The organism is Acidovorax sp. AC410, from assembly GCF_979253235.1.
Window position 1 is genome coordinate 780,674 of the sequence record NZ_CEEDCG010000001.1, and the last position, 15,141, is coordinate 795,814.

Annotated in this window: 18 protein-coding genes; 3 read left to right on the top strand and 15 right to left on the bottom strand. The window is 66.6% G+C overall.

What is annotated here, in order from left to right; genetic code table 11:
• Positions 1-52 precede the first annotated feature (52 nt).
• The 5 genes from AC0IZS_RS03585 to AC0IZS_RS03605 all read right to left on the bottom strand — a co-directional run bounded on the left by AC0IZS_RS03585 (position 53) and on the right by AC0IZS_RS03605 (position 4,446).
• Positions 53-1,585 (bottom strand): DegQ family serine endoprotease, encoded by a 1,533-nt coding sequence (locus AC0IZS_RS03585; protein ID WP_471634387.1) that lies wholly within the window; start codon positions 1,583-1,585, stop codon positions 53-55.
• A 127-nt stretch (positions 1,586-1,712) separates the two neighbouring features.
• Entirely contained in the window at positions 1,713-2,126 is a 414-nt protein-coding gene (locus tag AC0IZS_RS03590) for a DUF4279 domain-containing protein (protein WP_471634388.1), read from the bottom strand.
• Positions 2,127-2,227: 101 nt separating this feature from the next.
• Complete coding sequence (locus tag AC0IZS_RS03595) at positions 2,228-2,500, bottom strand: hypothetical protein (protein WP_471634389.1); 273 nt, start codon at positions 2,498-2,500, stop codon at positions 2,228-2,230.
• Positions 2,501-2,508: 8 nt separating this feature from the next.
• The gene (locus tag AC0IZS_RS03600) at positions 2,509-3,624 is read right to left on the bottom strand and encodes an aldose epimerase family protein (RefSeq protein ID WP_471634390.1); all 1,116 of its coding nucleotides are present in this window, start codon (positions 3,622-3,624) and stop codon (positions 2,509-2,511) included.
• A gap of 171 nt (positions 3,625-3,795) precedes the next feature.
• Positions 3,796-4,446 carry a hypothetical protein gene (locus AC0IZS_RS03605; RefSeq protein ID WP_471634391.1) on the bottom strand — a complete coding sequence of 217 codons (651 nt, stop codon included), beginning with the start codon at positions 4,444-4,446 and terminating at the stop codon, positions 3,796-3,798.
• Positions 4,447-4,734: 288 nt separating this feature from the next.
• Here AC0IZS_RS03605 and AC0IZS_RS03610 point away from each other — a divergent pair, with 288 nt between their 5' ends.
• From AC0IZS_RS03610 to AC0IZS_RS03620, 3 genes are all read left to right on the top strand, one after another.
• Positions 4,735-5,175: a hypothetical protein gene (locus AC0IZS_RS03610; protein ID WP_471634392.1), complete on the top strand. Its 441-nt coding sequence runs from the start codon at positions 4,735-4,737 to the stop codon at positions 5,173-5,175.
• Between the two features lie 68 nt (positions 5,176-5,243).
• Positions 5,244-5,585: a hypothetical protein gene (locus AC0IZS_RS03615; RefSeq protein WP_471634393.1), complete on the top strand. Its 342-nt coding sequence runs from the start codon at positions 5,244-5,246 to the stop codon at positions 5,583-5,585.
• A gap of 365 nt (positions 5,586-5,950) precedes the next feature.
• Entirely contained in the window at positions 5,951-6,742 is a 792-nt protein-coding gene (locus AC0IZS_RS03620; protein WP_471634394.1) for a hypothetical protein, read from the top strand.
• Positions 6,743-6,826: 84 nt separating this feature from the next.
• On the opposite strand, the gene AC0IZS_RS03625 is transcribed toward AC0IZS_RS03620, so the two are convergent.
• From AC0IZS_RS03625 to AC0IZS_RS03670, 10 genes are all read right to left on the bottom strand, one after another.
• The gene (locus AC0IZS_RS03625; protein WP_471634395.1) at positions 6,827-7,567 is read right to left on the bottom strand and encodes a hypothetical protein; all 741 of its coding nucleotides are present in this window, start codon (positions 7,565-7,567) and stop codon (positions 6,827-6,829) included.
• Positions 7,568-7,638: 71 nt separating this feature from the next.
• Positions 7,639-8,013, bottom strand: a complete 375-nt coding sequence (locus AC0IZS_RS03630; RefSeq protein WP_471634396.1) for a hypothetical protein — start codon at positions 8,011-8,013, stop codon at positions 7,639-7,641.
• Positions 8,014-8,162: 149 nt separating this feature from the next.
• Positions 8,163-8,582 (bottom strand): hypothetical protein, encoded by a 420-nt coding sequence (locus AC0IZS_RS03635; protein WP_471634397.1) that lies wholly within the window; start codon positions 8,580-8,582, stop codon positions 8,163-8,165.
• 8 nt (positions 8,583-8,590) lie between these two features.
• Positions 8,591-9,058 (bottom strand): bifunctional diaminohydroxyphosphoribosylaminopyrimidine deaminase/5-amino-6-(5-phosphoribosylamino)uracil reductase RibD, encoded by a 468-nt coding sequence (locus tag AC0IZS_RS03640; protein WP_471634398.1) that lies wholly within the window; start codon positions 9,056-9,058, stop codon positions 8,591-8,593.
• A gap of 108 nt (positions 9,059-9,166) precedes the next feature.
• A complete protein-coding gene (locus AC0IZS_RS03645) occupies positions 9,167-10,105 on the bottom strand; it encodes a DMT family transporter (protein ID WP_471634399.1) in 939 nt (312 codons plus the stop codon).
• A 160-nt stretch (positions 10,106-10,265) separates the two neighbouring features.
• Positions 10,266-11,558: a TRAP transporter large permease gene (locus AC0IZS_RS03650; RefSeq protein WP_471634400.1), complete on the bottom strand. Its 1,293-nt coding sequence runs from the start codon at positions 11,556-11,558 to the stop codon at positions 10,266-10,268.
• Between the two features lie 205 nt (positions 11,559-11,763).
• The gene (locus AC0IZS_RS03655) at positions 11,764-12,252 is read right to left on the bottom strand and encodes a TRAP transporter small permease (protein WP_471634401.1); all 489 of its coding nucleotides are present in this window, start codon (positions 12,250-12,252) and stop codon (positions 11,764-11,766) included.
• Positions 12,253-12,340: 88 nt separating this feature from the next.
• Positions 12,341-13,318, bottom strand: coding sequence for a TRAP transporter substrate-binding protein (locus AC0IZS_RS03660; protein WP_471634402.1), 978 nt, complete (start codon positions 13,316-13,318; stop codon positions 12,341-12,343).
• A gap of 45 nt (positions 13,319-13,363) precedes the next feature.
• Entirely contained in the window at positions 13,364-14,245 is an 882-nt protein-coding gene (locus tag AC0IZS_RS03665) for an SMP-30/gluconolactonase/LRE family protein (protein WP_471634403.1), read from the bottom strand.
• Between the two features lie 11 nt (positions 14,246-14,256).
• The gene (locus tag AC0IZS_RS03670; protein WP_471634404.1) at positions 14,257-15,075 is read right to left on the bottom strand and encodes an NAD-dependent epimerase/dehydratase family protein; all 819 of its coding nucleotides are present in this window, start codon (positions 15,073-15,075) and stop codon (positions 14,257-14,259) included.
• Positions 15,076-15,141 lie beyond the last annotated feature (66 nt).

The following is a 15,141-nucleotide window of genomic DNA, read 5'->3' on the forward strand; positions in this document are numbered from 1 at the left end:
AGCGAATGAATGACAAGGGGCTGCCGAAGCAGCCCCTTTCACGCGGGAACGATCAGCCCAAACGGACCGGCACGAAGATCTTGTCTCCGTTGCGCTCGATCAGCAGAGCGACCGACTTGCCCGCCTTGGCCATGGCAGCGCGCACCTGCTCGATGTCCTTGGCCGGCGCGCCGTTGATGGCCAGCAGCACGTCGCCAGGCTGCACCCCCGCGGCGGCGGCCGGGCCGCGCGCCTGCTCGATCACCAGGCCAGCGCTCACGCCCACCTCGCGGCGCTCATCGGGGTCCAGCGGGCGCAGCGACAGGCCCAGTTGGCCCTTGCCCACAGCCTCGTCGGCCTTGGCCTGGGCGTTCTTGCCCTTGTCGCTGGCGTCGCCCAGGGTGGCGGTCAGCTCCAGCGGCTTGCCCTGGCGCCACACCGACAGGCGTGCCTTCTGCCCCGGCTGCGCCTGGCCCACCCAGGCGGGCAGGTCGCCCGAGGCCACGATGGGCTGGCCGTCCACCTGGCGGATCACGTCGCCCGCCTGCAGGCCGGCCTTGTCGGCCGGGCTGTCCTTGGTGACGCTGGCCACCAGCGCGCCCTCGGGCTTGTCGAGCTGGAAGGATTCGGCAAACGCCTGGTTCACCTCCTGCACCGCCACACCGAGCTTGGCATGGCGCACCTTGCCGGTGGCCACGATCTGCTCCTTGATCTTGTCGGCCAGCTCGATCGGGATGGCGAACGACACGCCCTGGTAACCGCCCGAGCGGCTGTAGATCTGCGAGTTGATGCCCACCACCTCGCCACGGCCGTTGAACAGCGGGCCGCCAGAGTTGCCGGGGTTCACGGCCACGTCGGTCTGGATGAAGGGCACCAGGCTGTCGTCGGGCAGCGAGCGGCCCTTGGCGCTGACCACGCCGGCCGTCACGCTGTTCTCGAAGCCGAAGGGCGAGCCGATGGCCAGCACCCATTCGCCTACCTGCAGGTCACGCGTGCTGCCCAGGCGCACCGTGGGCAGATTCTTGGCCTCGATCTTGAGCACGGCCACGTCGGTCTTGGGGTCCGAGCCCAGCACCTTGGCGCGGAACTCGCGCCGGTCGGTGAGTTTCACGGTCACGTCGCTTGCGCCCTTGACCACATGGGCATTGGTCAGCACCAACCCATCGGAGCTGACGATGAAGCCCGAGCCCTGGCCGTGCGTGGGCACGTTGGGCTGCGCGCCGCCGCCACCCGCGCCCGGCACGCCGAAGCGGCGGAAAAATTCATAGAACGGGTCGTCAGGGTCGATGCCGGGCGCCTGGCGCTGCTGGCGCGCGGTGGGGCGCTCGTCGTCGTCATCGCCACCGGCCTGGGCGCCACGGGTGCTGCCCGTCACGCTGATGTTGACCACGGCCGGCCCGTTCTGCGCGGTGATCTGCGCAAAGCTGGGCAAGGCCGTGCCCGCGGGCAAGGCGGCCTGCGCCACCAGGGGCGCGGGCGCTGGTGCCGAGGCCCGCGCCTGGTGCCCGCTGATGAGCCCGACGCTCGCGGCGCCCAGGGCCCCTGCGGCCACCAGCGCGGCGATCAGGCGGCGGGGGGTGGATGCGACAAAGCTGGAGGTGTTCATGGTGATCTGCCTTTCCGTTCAGTAGCAAGGAGTTGCTGTGATGGAAGGCAGTGTCGAAGCGGACACTTAGGCGAAACTTAGGCGAGTGGCCCCATTCGATGAACCGGTGCTGGCGCGGGTCGACGCGTCAGGCAGTCTCTTCGCGACCGTAGTTGTACAGATCGAAGTCCACCGGCAAATTCAGCGCGGCCAGGCGTGCGATCAATGTGGTGGACAGATGCAGACCGGGATTGGCGCCGTAGTAGAAGCCGACACAGTTGATGCCAGCGGAGCAATCGGAAGTCAGCTCGCGAACAGCTGCTGCATTCGTTTCCAAAAGACCAAGGAGTGCGTCAAGGTAGTCTTGAAGAAGTCCTTGCCCGCGCGCCAGAGGACTAAGCAGCTCCCAACTGTTGGCCTTGGCGGGGTACCCATAGCGTTCCTTCTCGCCAATACTGCGGGTCGATGTGGGCATGAGGCCGAGGCGAGCCGATATGTCGGCGTGGGAGACAGAGTGCCCCTCAACCCAGAAGTACGCGTAGATGTCGCTGCGTTCTTGCATCAGTTCAACCTCGCGCAATGTGCTGCGCGGACCCAGCGGGATGGGTTGAGCGATGTGGATACTCTGGACACGGGTCTCTCCTGGGGCTGCGCAGCGAAACGCTAGCGAGAATTTTGCACAACCACCATCTCGTGCTGCTCAAGCGCAATTGAATGGGAGTGGCACCGGCCCTCCGCCTCGTTGGGCCAGGATTTTCGCACCCACGGATGACCGTGCTCGTCGATCTCCTCGATGATGAAAACTTCGCCCACCATCGACAGAACGTCGGCCCGTTCCTCCGCCGGCAAATCGTCCAGCCACTGGCCGGAAAGGGAGAGCAGCCGTACCGTTGTGCCGACTTCCACCGGGCAACCGTTGGTATCTCTAGGTGGCATGGCCGCTATCAAAGAAACCGGTACACGATGGCCCCATGCTCCACCACGCCCGGCGCCAGCCAGCGCATGGGGAAGGCCGGTTGGTTGGGCGCATCGGGGTACTCCATGGGCTCCAGGCAGATGCCGTCGCCGGGCTGCCAGAGCCAGCCGTTCGGATTCTTGCCGCCGCCCCGCCCCAGGTCGCGCGCCGGGTCGGCCTTGAGACCGTGGCCCGCGTAGACCTGCACGCCGGGTGCCGTGCTCCACACCTGCATGCTGCGCCCGCTCGCGGGCTCGCGCAGGCGCGCGGCCAGGCGCAGGCCGGGGCTGCCGGCCGGCAGGGCAAACGGCGCGCGGGCCGAGACGCCGCTGTCGAGCACCAGGTAGTGGTCCAGCCCGCCAGCCAGGGCCAGTTGGTCGCCGTGCTGTGCAATGGCCTCGCCCACCGTGCGCAACTCTCGAAAGTCGAACGCCGTGCCCTGCACCTCCTCGACCTGGCCCAGCGGGCACACATCCAGCGCCAGCGGCACATAGCGGCTGGCAGGCACCTGCAACTGGTGGCGGTGCGTGCTGCCGGCACCGGCCAGATTGAAGAAGGCATGGCCGGTGATGTTGACGATGGTGGGTGCATCGGCCGCCTCGGCGGTCCAGGCCATCTGCAGCGCGTTGTCGGGCGTGACGGCAATGCGCACCGTGAGGCGCACCGTGCCGGGCACGCCATCGTCCTCGGTGCGGAACACATGGCTCAGCGCGATGGCGTCGGCCTGCACCGCGTCCACCGCAAACACCTGGAAGCGGCTGCCGCGCGGCCCACCATGGTGGTGGTGCGGGCCGCTGTTGGTGGGCAACTGCAGTGGCGCATCGTGGCCGGGCACGCTGAGCTGCCCGCTGCGCACCCGCCCGGCCCAACGGCCGATGAGCGCGCCCATGGAGAGCTGCCCGTCGAGGTAGCCCTGCAGGCTGTCGTAGCCCAGCGCCACGTCCATCAGGCCGCCTTGCCCGTCGGGCACTGCGACCTGCACCAGCCGCGCGCCGTAGTTGCTGACGGCGACCTGCAGCCCGCCCTCGCCCCGCAGGGTGAACAGGTCGGTGCGCAGGCCGTGCAGGGTCTGCTGGAATGCTTCGCGGTGGAGGGTGTGGGGCATGGGGGGAGTTTATTCAAGTAGACAGGTGTGCGCCGGGCAAGCCCACCACCCTGGCGCTGCCGGGGAGCACTCGCGGCCCTGGCGCAACACGCAGGGCCCGGCAGCAGGCAGCCGTGAGTGGACTGCGCCGACCTGCCTGCCTGCTCGATTGAGTGCCTGCTTGCTGTTGGCTCACCCGCCTGCGGGCGGCGTCCACACCGGGTTGAGCAGCCGCTGCAGCCGCACATGCGCGGCCTCGATGTTCTTGAGCAAGCCGTCGAGCAGCGCAGGGGTCATCAGCACCTGGGCGCCGCCCGGCGCACCCAGGGGCTTGCCCTGGGAGACCGGCACCAGCGACTCGCGAAACTCCTTGGCTTGCGCCAGGACGTTGTCGGGAGGCAGGTTGCGATCGCGCAGCATCGCAAGCCGCGCCTGCAGCACCTCTTCGTAGGCGGGGTCCAACACAGGCTTGCGCTGCTTGATGCTGGCCTTGTAGCTGAGCACCTTGGCCCGCTCGAATGCCAGCGAATTCTTCAGCGCCGCCGCCATGCGCTCCATCGACGCGGGCAGCTTCGGGTCGCTGGGGTCGTTGTCGAACCCGGACCAGAAGTCGCGGTGGACGGCCTCCGTGACCACCGCATCCGGGTTGTACATGGAGGTGAGGATGGCCTGGCGCCGGGCGTCGAGTTCGGCCGCGCGGGCGGTCTGGTGGGCGGCGAGGGACGCCAGGCATGCCAAGCACACCAGAGCCGCGGCGAGGCGCGCGCGCAGGGTCGCTGGGGCGGGGCGCCGGGGGTGCGAGATTGCTTCGCTGTGGTGGGGGTGGGGATGGGGGTGGGGCATGCGGGGAGTCTATGCGGGGCATGTCGGCTGAGTGCTCGTTCGGCCTCGGGCCCAACGCAGGCACTGCTACGATTGCCGTCACCGGCCAGGAACAGCCCTCCTTCATCCGCCTCAAAATGCCCATTGACCTGAAGTGTCCTGACTGCGATCTCCGGGTCTCGATCGGCGGCTACCACACGGCCCATCGTCTTGATCGACAGAGGCTACGGTACAGATGGGCACGGCCCGTCAACCGGCCTGGCCATCCTTTGGCGCCGTTGACCAAGGCCCTGGGCGCCGGAGGTGAGCGTGTTCGCGCTTCTTAAAAAACCACAGAAGAAAGATGCGCGCGACGTCGGGCAGTTGATCTTTGACATCGCGGAGCATCAGCGAGATGCAGACTTCCATCTGCTGTACCAACGGATGTCCGGTCGCGAAGTCTTTGTGGGGATCGATCGCACATCCCTGCCTGCATCCATCGAAGCCGGTGCTCCCTACACGACCCAGGCGTCTGATCGGCTCAGAATGCAGTCGGTTTCCATACCCCATCACGGAGCCTGGTCCTCAGCCGCCATCCTCGCATCACACCCGTCACTTGCCGGCGCCCATGTTGGAATGCAATGGCTCGACTTCCTGAAAATGACCCAGCGGCTGCCAGAGCTTCGAGGTGCCGTGCTTCAAGGCAAGGCATCGTGGGTGGCCTTTGACAAAGAGCGCATCGCCTATGTCCTGGCGAAATCCGGCGCCTGAGCCTTGTGCCGAAAGGGCGCGTTCCGTGGCGCCGCCTGTGTACCGTCCGCTGCAACCTGGGGGCTCCCATGGCGGTTCCTGACTCGTATGTGTTGGGCGACGTGTTCTATCCAGAATCCAAGGAGCAGCTCGCGCAGATTCTCGTGGAGGCGGGCATTGCCGTGACCGTCGGGCAGTGGGCGATACGCCTTGAGGACTTCGCACGCACCTTCAGCCTGCACTATGTTGGGAACCTCTCACCGGAGTCACCGTTTCAAGTGGATGGCAGCGGGTACGGCGTTCCCGTCGACTTTGTGGCGACCTGCTGCGACCGCCTTGCAACGTGTCTGCGCGAACACCAGATAGGCTATGACTTCTTTCACGCCACTGGCGCAGAGGATGTGATTTGCGAGTACCAGTATTCGCCATGAAAGACGTGCCGTGCCCGATACAGTCACGACGAAGCGGTTGCTCGCTGCCCCGCATCGAATTGCCGTCCATCTGCGGGTCATCGGCCCGGCGACGGTGCTCCTGCAAAGCACTTTTCTTCCTTTCAGCCACCGTTGCAAGGTACGAATATGAAAAACGCGGTTCGTCTTCTCTTCTGCAGCGGGGCCGCGGCGGCTGCCCCTGCGGGGGCTGGCAGTAGACTTGCCTGCATGAAAAAAGCCCGCCTCGCCCCGCACTCCGCCACGCGGTGCATGCAACCGCATCCACACGTGAGGACAGAACATTGAACAACATGCGCCGTTTGCTTGCAGCAGGGATTGCAGCCGCCATGGGCTGGAGGGTTTCTATGGCCCAGAAGTCCGGCGCGGGCTCGCCCGGCGACAAGACCGCGGTGTCGGCGCCCGAGCCGTCGGTGCAGCCGCGCCACGTTCTGTGCTTCCTCGGAAAAAGTGGCCACCAGGCGCAGTTGAAGGAGGCCGTGTCTCGCGCAGTGCGTGAGTTCGCGACCGGGTTCAGCGTGGACGAGGAGTATTCCATCGCAGAGCCTGACGATCGCATGCCGCGGTCGTTCACGGTGAACCGCGACCGGGTTGCATCCAATGCGTGGACCGCAGCAGACGAAAAGGCGGTCGCCAGCCACCAGTCCGTCCTCTACGTCCTGGGGCCGCCCATGCACCGGCAGGACACGGTCAAAGTCTCGATGGCCGCCCTGCAGCTGGTCGGCCGGCTGATCGACGCGGGGGCTGTCGCCGTGAAGGGCGAAAGTGCAGGCGTCGCGCACGGGATCGACCGGTGGCGGGCCTTGGTGCGCCAGGGCGCCCAGGCCCTGCAGTCCGGCGACCTGCTGGCACAGCAGCGGATTGGCCGGCTGGCCTTTGCCAGGCGCCCGCTGTCGGACCAGGGCTACCTGGAAAGCGTGGGGTTCCACCTGGTCGGCTTGCCGGAGGTGTATGCGCCGCAATCGCTTGGATCGGAGCTGCAGGTGGTGGCGCTGATGGATGCCGTGGCGGACGAGATGGCGCAGCACGGAGTGGCCCAGGTGCTCAAGCAGCGCCGCGCTGCCCATTCGCTCGCCTCCACGTACGAGGAGGACGATTTCAAGTTCAACCCCTATGGGATCGTGCGGCTGGCGCGCTAGCCGGCAAGCCTGTGTGGCGATGGGGGCGGTCGGCGCGCTGCGCGGGCGCCCCTCCTGCGGGTGGAAGGCCCCCTTGGGCTGGAATCACCGCAGGTCCTGTGCCACCTGCTGCGCGATGGCCTTTTGGCAGACCGAGAGGGCTTGGGTGGCCCGGGCGAATTCCGCCATTAGCCGCTCGTAGGTGCCAAAGCGGTACGTCGCGGCGCACGGCACGGGCACGGCCCCCTTCACCGAGGACTGGTAACCTGCCGTGTAGCTCTTCTGCGCCAGCACCTGCTTGGTCTTGCCATGCAGCAGCCGCACGTGCACCACCACCCACGGCTCGAACGCTGCGTCCACGATGCCATCGGCGACATAGCCCACCGGGCCGAACCAGACGCTCAGCAGCGCATCGCTGTCCGTCTGGATGTGGGTGTAGTCGTCGGCACCGTCCCTGAGCTTGGCGACCTCGTCCGGCAGGTAGGAGACGCGCATCCCCCGCGCCGACAGGCTCTGCTGCAGATCATCGACCAGTTGCGCCGGCAGCCGGACCGGGCCGGCGTTGTACTCCTTCACGAAGCCCTCGGTCTGCGTGGCCTGTATGCCCCCGGCAATGGCACCGCCGACGGCGCCGCCCAGGGCCGACAGGCCCGAGCGGTTGCGCACCGTGAAGGACTGCGACTCGGTGACCCGCAGGATCGACACCGTGGAAATCGGTGCGGCGCCGGCTTTGTCCAGGGGAATGTTGGGGGTGGTCGCCGTGCATCCGGCCAAGAAGGCGGCGCACAGCGAGAACAGCAGGGCACGGCCGCGGGCCAGCTCAGGGAACAGGGTTTGTAGGTTCATTCGGGGTCGGTGGTGGAAGTCGGTGGCGGGAATGATGGCAGACGCTGGTGGCAGGACCTTGAACGGCACTGCTAGTAGAACGACACTGCGCCCTTGGACATTTTCAGGAACTCAAGAATGTCCTGCACCACTTCTCTATGCAGGCTGTAATTCTTCCACTGCTCGCCAGCGTCACGGAAAAAGGTGCCGTCGTCAGGCAGGTCGGTCTTGCTGCCGTCGAAGAACATGCGCTCCCCAGGCTTGAGCGCAGGCAAGACACTGGCACCCAGAAAATCCGCCAGTTGCGTCGCCTGGATGAAATCGAGGTCGGTCCCGAGGTGGCGCGCGGGCTCCCAGACGTCTTCGGGAAACAGCTGGGCCTTCTCGACAAGGAAATGGAGCACGCCCCAACTCCAGGCGTTGAGATGCAGGCATGGCCCGTCCCCGGAGGAAATCGTGATGCTCATCGGAACGGAAGATGAAGGGAATGGAGGCCGCCTCTTGCCACAGTGCATGGCAGCAACACACCAGGATGGCGGCGACTATAGCAGTGCCCGGTGCTGTCAAGGTGACGGCTTCGGGGCGCCCTAAGCCAGCCCCTTGGCCCGCTGGAGCATCAGTCCCGGCCTATCGCTTCGAGCGCATTCACGAGGGGCGCAAGCCCGCTCCACTCCGGTGGCGACTCGGCAAACCATGAGAGGCTGCAGGAGAGAAATGCCGAAGAAATCGCCAACTGGCACTTCGTGGCGTGGATACCTGCATGCACGCCTTCCACATAGGGGCTGATCCTGGCCGCGCGCAGCAGGCCCAGGAGGCCTGCTGCCAGGTCATCGCGCAAGGCGCTGGGTGCACCGGCCCGTAGTTCCGGGGGATGGTTGTGCTCCATCCACTCCATCGCCACGGTGCTGCGGCGCCAATAGCGGGCGGACTGGCACACCAAGTGGTCGTGCAAAATCTCGACGCGCACGGCCACCCCTTGCTGGTGGAAATGCTCGTCCGCAGGAATGGTGGTCAGTTCAACGGCGCACAGGCTCATGGCGGCAACTACCGGGAGTGGCCCAGGTACGGCCCCAGGTCTTCCAGCGCCTGGCCCTGGAGCACACCCAAGGCGACCTGGATCCCTGACGCCCGAAGGATGTCGATGCCCTTGCCCGCATTGCGCGGGTCCGGGTCGAGCGTCGCCACCACCACCCGGCCGATGCCACGGGCCACCAGCGCTGTGGCGCACGACGGCGTTCTGCCATGGAAGGAGCAGGGCTCCAGCGTGACGAATGCCGTGACTTCGGAAAGGTCGCCCGACAGGTCTTCGGGCAGCCGGGCGAGAGCCATCGCTTCCGCATGGTGCTGACCGGGCGGCTGGGTGAAGCCGCTGGCAATCACCTGCCCATTCTTCACGAGCACGCAGCCCACGGGAGGGTTCGGCAGGCACCCTGGCAGGGCACGCCGCCCCTGCGCCAAGGCGAGCTGCATGAAGTCCTGGTCACAGTCGTTGTGGATCGCAAGCGTGGGCATAGTAGTGAACAACGGTAGCAGAAAAGGCCATGCGCACAAGGCCCATGGCTTTTCCGGCCCCATGCGCGAAGGATGGACCTGTGGCCGCAGGGGGCCTTGGAGAAGCGCTTATTTGCCTGCCCCGCCCTGCCCCGCATCGCGCGTCACCAGCCAGATCCCCCCGCACACCAGCATCAGCGCGACCAGGTTCTTCCACTCCCACAGCGCCTCGCCCAGGAAGAGGGCCGACAGCCCGGCGCCAAACACCGGCACGGTGAAGTTGAACACGGTGACCTGGCTCACGCGGTTGTGCTTGAGCAGCAGGCTCCACAGCGAGAACGCGGCCGAGGACAGCAGGGCCAGGTACACGAGCAATGCGGTGGATGCGGGGGTGAAGCCGGTGAGCGCGCCGCCTGCGCCCCAACCCATGGCGAGCAGGGCCACGCCGCCGATGGCCAGTTGCCAGCCGGTCATGACGACCGAGTCCATGCGCTGCGAGAGCTGCTTGCCGTAGATGCTGGCGGCGGCCAGCACCAGGGCGGCGAGCACGACGAAGCCTTCGCCCAGCAGGGTGAAGTCCATGTCGAACGAGCCGCGGCCCAGGTTGACCACCATGACGCCCGCAAAGCCCACCACGCAGCCCCAGAGCTTGGCATGGCTCAGGCGGTCGTTGTGGTAGACCCAGTGCGCCAGCAGCACGCTGAAGAAGGTGCCGGTGGCGTTCATGATGGAGGCCTTGACCCCCGTGGTGTGTGCCACGCCGACGTAGAAGAACACGTACTGCAGCGCGGTCTGCGCCAGGCCCAGCACCACCAGCTGGCGCGCCGAGCCGGGGCCCAGGGCCCCCACCTTGCGGCCGCTGGCCAGGGCCCAGGCCAGCAGCACCAGGCCCGCGCCCACGAAGCGCCAGCCGGCGAAGACGAGCTGCGTGGGCACATCGCTCTTGGCGATGCCGAACCAGGCGTAGCCGGTCTTGATGGCAGGGTAGGAGCTGCCCCAGAGCAGGCAGCACAGCAGTGCGACGGCGACGAGCACCTTGCGGTCGGCAAAACGGGAAACAGCCCCCATGCGGAAATCTCTCGGTCAAGAAGGAAACGAGGCGCCGCGGGGGCGCCCAAAAAGGCAACGAGGCGCCCGAGGGCGCCTCATGGATGCTATCGATCAGTCGGTCAGCAGTGCAGGAAAAAAGACGCAGGAGACCCGACCTCGCCGCCGGGCCCCCTGCGCTTCACCCACCACCCTTGAGGACCAGGTCCGGCAGCCACATGGAGAACTGCGGCACGTAGGTCACGAGCATCAGCGCCACGATGAGCGCGCTGTAGAACGGCCAGATGGTCTTCATCACCTCGCCCACGGAGATGCCGCCGATGGTGCAGCCGATGAACTGCGTGGTGCCCACGGGCGGGGTGTTCAGGCCCAGCGCGCAGTTGATCAGGATCACGATGCCGAACTGCTCGGTGCTCATGCCGAACTGCTGGCAGATGGGCAGAAAGATCGGCGTGCAGATGAGGATCGTGGCCGCCATGTCGAGGAAAGTGCCCAGGATGAACAAAATGATGTTCACGCACAGGAAGATGACCCAGGGCGAGGTGCTCATGGACTTGAGCGCATCGCCGGTGATCTCGGCCACGCCGTACAGGCCGATCAGGTAGCCGAACATCGACGAGATGCCGATCAGCAGCAGCACGGTGCCGGTGGTCTTGACGGCCTTGGAGGCGGCCTTGAGGAACTGCTCGCGCGTGAGCTTCTTGTAGACGAAGACCGAGAGCACCAGCGCCCACAGCACCGCGACGGACGCCGACTCGGTGGCCGTGAAGGCCCCCGACAGGATGCCCGCGATGATGATGACCACCACGGCCAGGCCGGGGACGGAGGCGCGGAACGAGATCCACACGATCTCCCAGCCGGGGAAGGTGCCGGCGGGGTAGCCGCGCTTGACGGCCACGAGGTAGGCGGCTGCCAGGTTGCAGACCGTGAGCAGCAGCGCGGGCACGATGCCGGCGAGGATCAGCGCGGCGATGCTCACCTTGCCGCCAGCGGCCAGCGTGAAGATGATCAGGTTGTGCGAAGTGGGCATGAGCGCGCCCACCAGCGAGGCATGGGTGGTCACGTTCACCGCGTAGTCGGCGTGGTAGCCCTCTTTCTTCATCTGCGGGATGAGCACGGCACCCATGGCCGAGACGTCGGCCACGGGCGAGCCCGAGACACCACCGAACAGGGTGCAGGCGAGCACGTTGCTCATGCCCAGGCCGCCGCGCACGTGGCCCGCCACGCTCTTGGCGAAGTTGACGATGCGGTCGGCGATGCCGCCGTACATCATGATCTCGCCGGCAAAGATGAAGAACGGGATGGCCAGGAACGAGAACGGGTTCATGCCCGAAATCATCTGCTGGAAGCCCACCGCCAGGGGCAGGCCTTCGTACAGGATGGTGGCCAGCGACGACAGGCCGATCGAAAAGGCCACGGGCACGCCCAGCAGCAGCAGGAGCGTGAAGGTCACGCAGAGGATGGTCAACGCCATGGTGGTGGAATCTTTGTGAGGACGTTAGGGTGCAAAGGGAAGCTCAGAGGCTGGGAATTCTTTGGCCGTGCCCGAAAGGTGCGCCACGACGCTCCGGGTCTAGGCGCAAAGCGCAGCCATAGCCCGTGCTATGGCGAGCATTTGCAACGACGAGCCGGGGTGTTGTGGCGTGCAAGGCGGGCATGGGCGAAGGATTCCCAGTCTCTTAGTGCCAGGCGGGCTCGACTTCGACGCCGCGCAGGATGGCGATGATGTGCTCCAGCGAGAACATGGCCACCAGCACGCCGGCCAGGGCGGGCGGCACGTACTTGAAGGCTTCGGAGATACCCAGCGTGGGGATCTTGTAGGGCGCGACCGACTCGGCCAGCACACCGCAGTTCCAGGCCATGACGACGCCGAACAGCAGCACCAGCGCGTGGATCAGCAGTTCGAGCTTGGTGCGCAGCCAGTCGGGCGCCAGCACCAGGAAGGATTCGAGGCCGATGTGGCCCGCATCGCGCACCCCTACTGCCATGCCGAGCATAGTCACGTAGAGCACGAGCAGCACGGCGCCGCTCTCGGCCCAGGTGGGTGTGTCGTTGAACACGTAGCGGCCGATGACCTGGTAGAGCACGGCGCAAACCAGCAGGACGAGCCCTCCCACCCCGAGTTGAAGGCAGGTGCGCGCAATGAAAGCGCAGAGTCGCGTGTACATAGTGGACATTCAATAACAACAACTGGAAAGGGGCAGGCGGCGGGCGCTTGCGTCCCCGTACCGCCTGCCCTCAGGGCTCTGCTCTTTCTTACTGCACGGCGTCGATGCGCTTGACCATGTCCTGCAGCTTGGCGTCCTTGAGGAACTTGTCGTACACCGGCTTCATGGCGGTCTTGAAGGCAACCTTGTCGATCTCCACGATCTGCGCGCCAGCGGCCTTCACGGTGGCCAGGGACTTTTCTTCACGCTCGTCCCAGATCTTGCGCATGAAACCCACGGACTCTTTGGCGGCGGCGCGGATGGCTTTTTGCTCATCGGCGCTCAGCGTGTCCCACACGCGCTTGCTGAACAGCAGGATCTCGGGCGCCATGGAGTGCTCGGTCTTGTTGAAGTACTTGGCGACTTCGAAGTGGCGCGAGCTCTCGTAGCTGGGGTAGTTGTTTTCGGCAGCATCCACCAGGCCGGTCTTGAGCGCGGTGTAGACCTCGCCGAAGGGCATGGGGGTGGCGTTGGCGCCCATGGCTTCGAGCAGCGAGACCCACAGGTCGCTCTGCTGCACGCGCACCTTCAGGCCCTTGACGTCGGCCAGGGTCTTGACGGGCTTCTTGACCGTGTAGATCGAACGCGCGCCGCTGTCGTAGAAGGCCAGGCCCACGAAGCCCTGCGATTCGCAGTCCTTCAAGATCTCGTCGCCGATGGCACCATCGAGCACCTTGCGCATGTGTTCCTTGTCGCGGAACAGGAAGGGCATGGTGGGCACCATGGTGGCGGGGCAGATGTTGTTCATGGGCGCGACGTTCACGCGCGTCATGGCGATGGCGCCCAGCTTGGTCTGCTCGATGGTGTCCTTCTCGATCCCCAGGGAGCCCTTGGCGTAGACCTTGATGCTGTGCTTGCCGCCCGTGGCCTTGGACAGGGTCTCGCCCATGTGGCGCACGGCCAGCACAGTGGGGTAGTCCTCGGGGTGGATGTCGGACGAGCGGAATTCGGTGGCCTGCGCGGCCAGGCTGCCAATCAGCATGCCGGCGGCCAGCGCCACGCGGCCGATGAGGTGTGGAACGTTCATGGTGGTTGTCTCCTGGGTTGAAAGGGGGGTGCGGTGCTGCGGTGCTCAGGCCGCGCGGTACGGGGCTTCTGCGAGCCCGCGCACGCCGGGGCGGGCCACGAAGACCGCTCCGCCGTGGGCGATATCGTTGCCCTGGGGCTGGCCGGGGCGGATGGAGGTGATGAACAGCAGGTCGAGGTCGGGCCCGCCAAAGCTGCACATCGAGGGCTTGCTGACCGGCACGCTGAGCGAGCGGTCGAGCACACCATCGGGCGTGAAGCGGTGCACCACGCCGGCATCGTTGCCGCAGATCCAGTAGCAGCCGTCGGTGTCGATGGCGCCGCCATCGGGCCGGCCGGGCAGCTCGCGCATGTCCACGAACAGGCGCCTGGGGCCCAGGCTGCCATCGTCGTGCAGGTCCAGCGCCCAGACCTTCTGCACGCTGGGGTGGCTGTCGCTCAGGTACATGGTGGCGCCGTCGGGGCTGAAGGCCAGGCCGTTCTGCGTGACCAGGCCTTCGACCTGGGGCACGGACAGGCCGCGCGCATCCTGCCGGTACAGGCCGCCGGCCGGCTGGGCCAGGGCCATGTCACGCACCATGGTGCCGGCCCAGAAGCGGCCCTGGCGGTCGCAGCGGCCATCGTTGAAGCGCATGCCTTCCTGCGGGTGCTGCACGGCCGAGATGAGGGTGCAGGCCAGCGTGCCGTCGTCGGCCGGGCGCAGGTGAAAAAGGCCCGTGTCCATGCCGGCAATGAGCCCGCCATCGGCATGCAGGGCGATGCAGGCCAGGCGCTCGGGCGTGGCCCAGCTGGTTAGTTGGCGGTCGGCCCAGCGCAGGCGGCGCAGGGCGCGGCCTTCGATGTCCACCCAGTACAGGGCCTGTTCGGTGGCAGACCACAGCGGGCTTTCGCCCACCTGGTCGCGGTGGTCGGGCAGCAGCAGTTCCATGGCGGGGGTGCTCACTCGAACGGACCGGTGCGCACGAAGGGGCCGCCCTGGTAGATGACGGCCGGGTCGCTCATGTCGGGCGTGGGGTCAGCCGCCTCCACCTTGGCGCGGAACGGTTCGGAACTGTCCTGCGGGCGGTAGCCGATGTGGCGCGCCAGCGTGTTGTCCCACCAGGTGGTGGTGTTGTCGCCCATGCCGTAGATGGTGCTGTGGCCCACCACGGGTGCGGTGAGGCTGGCGACGACCAGGCGCTCCAGGTCGTCGTAGCTCATCCAGGTGGCCAGCATGCGGCGGTTGCGCGGCTCGGGGAAGGAGGAGCCGATGCGCAGGCACACGGTCTCGATGCCGTAGCGGTCGAAGTAAAAGCGCGACAGGTCTTCGCCGAAGGCCTTGGACAGGCCGTACAGGCCGTCGGGCCGGGCCGGGTCCCGAAGGCCCACGACCTCGTCCTGGCGGTAGAAGCCGGTGACGTGGTTGGAGCTGGCAAAGATCACGCGCTTGACGCCCTGCTTGCGCGCGGCCTCGTACAGGTTGTACGCGCCGACGATGTTGGCCGGCAGGATGGCGTCCCAGGGTTGTTCGGTGGACACGCCACCCAGGTGCACCACGGCGTCCACACCGGCCAGCAGTTCATGGATGGCGGCGGCGTCTTCCAGCTTGGCAGGGCGCACTTCCTCGCCAGCGGCCTCGGCACCCAGGTCGGCGATGTCGGACAGGCGCAGGCTGGTGCAATAGGCCTTGAGGCGGGTGCGCAGCTCACGGCCCAGACCGCCGGCGGCACCGGTGAGCAACAGGCGATTGAATCGGATCGGTGTCGGGTGACAAGGCATGGAAATCGAGGAGGTTCTTGGTACAGTGGCGGTATGCTTCGTTGCACGTCATCAGTTGTCGTACAA

Excerpts from the sequence above, each read along its gene's own strand:
- AC0IZS_RS03585 (WP_471634387.1), bottom strand. The coding sequence starts at position 1,585 with ATGAACACCTCCAGCTTTGTCGCATCCACCCCCCGCCGCCTGATCGCC.
- AC0IZS_RS03590 (WP_471634388.1), bottom strand. The coding sequence starts at position 2,126 with ATGCAAGAACGCAGCGACATCTACGCGTACTTCTGGGTTGAGGGGCAC.
- AC0IZS_RS03595 (WP_471634389.1), bottom strand. The coding sequence starts at position 2,500 with ATGCCACCTAGAGATACCAACGGTTGCCCGGTGGAAGTCGGCACAACG.
- AC0IZS_RS03600 (WP_471634390.1), bottom strand. The coding sequence starts at position 3,624 with ATGCCCCACACCCTCCACCGCGAAGCATTCCAGCAGACCCTGCACGGC.
- AC0IZS_RS03605 (WP_471634391.1), bottom strand. The coding sequence starts at position 4,446 with ATGCCCCACCCCCATCCCCACCCCCACCACAGCGAAGCAATCTCGCAC.
- AC0IZS_RS03615 (WP_471634393.1), top strand. The coding sequence starts at position 5,244 with ATGGCGGTTCCTGACTCGTATGTGTTGGGCGACGTGTTCTATCCAGAA.
- AC0IZS_RS03620 (WP_471634394.1), top strand. The coding sequence starts at position 5,951 with ATGGCCCAGAAGTCCGGCGCGGGCTCGCCCGGCGACAAGACCGCGGTG.
- AC0IZS_RS03625 (WP_471634395.1), bottom strand. The coding sequence starts at position 7,567 with ATGAACCTACAAACCCTGTTCCCTGAGCTGGCCCGCGGCCGTGCCCTG.
- AC0IZS_RS03630 (WP_471634396.1), bottom strand. The coding sequence starts at position 8,013 with ATGAGCATCACGATTTCCTCCGGGGACGGGCCATGCCTGCATCTCAAC.
- AC0IZS_RS03635 (WP_471634397.1), bottom strand. The coding sequence starts at position 8,582 with ATGAGCCTGTGCGCCGTTGAACTGACCACCATTCCTGCGGACGAGCAT.
- AC0IZS_RS03640 (WP_471634398.1), bottom strand. The coding sequence starts at position 9,058 with ATGCCCACGCTTGCGATCCACAACGACTGTGACCAGGACTTCATGCAG.
- AC0IZS_RS03645 (WP_471634399.1), bottom strand. The coding sequence starts at position 10,105 with ATGGGGGCTGTTTCCCGTTTTGCCGACCGCAAGGTGCTCGTCGCCGTC.
- AC0IZS_RS03650 (WP_471634400.1), bottom strand. The coding sequence starts at position 11,558 with ATGGCGTTGACCATCCTCTGCGTGACCTTCACGCTCCTGCTGCTGCTG.
- AC0IZS_RS03655 (WP_471634401.1), bottom strand. The coding sequence starts at position 12,252 with ATGTACACGCGACTCTGCGCTTTCATTGCGCGCACCTGCCTTCAACTC.
- AC0IZS_RS03660 (WP_471634402.1), bottom strand. The coding sequence starts at position 13,318 with ATGAACGTTCCACACCTCATCGGCCGCGTGGCGCTGGCCGCCGGCATG.
- AC0IZS_RS03665 (WP_471634403.1), bottom strand. The coding sequence starts at position 14,245 with ATGGAACTGCTGCTGCCCGACCACCGCGACCAGGTGGGCGAAAGCCCG.
- AC0IZS_RS03670 (WP_471634404.1), bottom strand. The coding sequence starts at position 15,075 with ATGCCTTGTCACCCGACACCGATCCGATTCAATCGCCTGTTGCTCACC.